Here is a 1666-nt window from a genome sequence, read left to right as displayed (position 1 = left end):
CTTTGTGTATTTTTCTAGTCTAGATTTCAAGAGAATATCATTAGTAACAGATATGGGATATTTTTCTATTAGGAAACACACATCAGTAGAAAATTCAGTTCAATCTAAAAATCTAAGCCTATTCGATGAAAATTATATTCTAAATGAAGATGAAGAAGATGCTATTTTTGATAGCTATAAAGAAAAAGAAGGTAAAGAGTATAATGTTATCGAAATAACATTATATGATGGCGAATCTGAAAATAGTTGCACTATTGATTTTAAGAACTACCAAAGTATGTATAGAGAAAAGATAGAAGAGTTTTTTCCATTCTTGAGAAGGATGGAGCATGATAGATGGATAGATAGAAGGTCTAGGATCAGAGCTGATTTTAGCTTAGAAGATATTTTAGAAAATTTTGACCTCCCTAATGTTGATGCAAGCAAGTTGGAGCTGGAAGATTGGTTAATAAATTTCTCTAAAAAGCAGAAAACTTATTTTGTACAAGATCAAAGGTTAGTATTGAAAGAAAGTAACATGAGAGGTCGTGAGGTATTTCATACTAATGCTATCGAAAGATATTCTGCAAAGTTAAAGTCTAAGATAAATAGTTCGAGTCTTCAGGTTTCTATAAAATCTCAAGAGCTTGACTCAACGTTTCCACAAAGGCTAGTTAATAATAGAGAGATATATAATAATCTTGATAAAGTGAGCTTAATAAATGAATTAGATAATATACAGGATAAAAGAAAAGAATTAATGAAGTATGACATTCTTTCACAAGGTAATATTTTTGATAATGAGATGGAAATAACTCATATTGAAGACAATGATGTTAAGGTGCTTAAGCTATATGTTAAAGATACTAATGAAAAGCTATCTACTTTCGACGACATCTATGAAAAAATCAATACATTTGTAGAAATACTGAATAGCAAATTAATTTTTAAAAAAGTTAAAGTTGATTCTAAACGTGGATTTTATTTTGTTAGAGATATTAAAGAAAATGAAGATTTGGGTAAAAAAGAGAAAGTGTTAAGCTTGTCTAAGCTTTCTTCAGGTGAACAACATCAGGTTATACTCTTGTATCAATTAATATTCAATAGTGATTCGACAACCTTAGTATTAATCGATGAGCCAGAAATATCTTTGCATATAGTGTGGCAAAAACAGTTCATGGCTGACTTAGTCAAAATATCTGAAATTAATAATAGTAAATCTATTATAGCTACCCATTCACCTCAGATAGTAGGAAATAAATGGGATAGTACTATAGATTTAGAAGATTTGAGAAGAAAGCAGGTAGAAAGTATATGAGCCTTTTGCAATACTTTTCCTCAGACCCTTTGACGGTTATAAATGATTTTAAAATGAGTGTTTCACATCCTCAATACGAGAAAATAACCTTATATGTAGAAGGGCAAAGTGATGTAATGCTGTTTAGAAATTTAATAAATGAAGATGTTGTAAAGTTGATACCACTTGAGGGTAAAAGAAATGTGATTGATGTCATGAAAGGTTTATATAGTGATTACTCTGATAGAGTATGTGCTGTATGCGATGCTGATTTTGATCATATTAAGGGGAAGGCTCAAAATCGTCTAGCATATGGGGTTTTAGTTACTGATTATCATGACATAGAAGTTATGATGTTATTTTCTTCGGCTTTTAGAAAAATCATTAATC

General features: G+C 29.9%; 2 protein-coding genes. Both read left to right on the top strand.

The window, feature by feature from the left end; genetic code table 11:
• On the top strand, nucleotides 1-1297 hold a 1297-nt coding region (locus ACS8FD_RS13900), incomplete at its 5' end, for an AAA family ATPase (RefSeq protein WP_439276305.1).
• Nucleotides 1294-1666: DUF4435 domain-containing protein (locus tag ACS8FD_RS13895; protein WP_439276304.1), on the top strand; the 373-nt coding region annotated here is incomplete at its 3' end. The genes ACS8FD_RS13900 and ACS8FD_RS13895, both read left to right, overlap by 4 nt.

The organism is Psychrobacter sp. 1U2, assembly GCF_051847575.1.
This window is presented reverse-complemented; position numbering and strand designations above follow the sequence as displayed.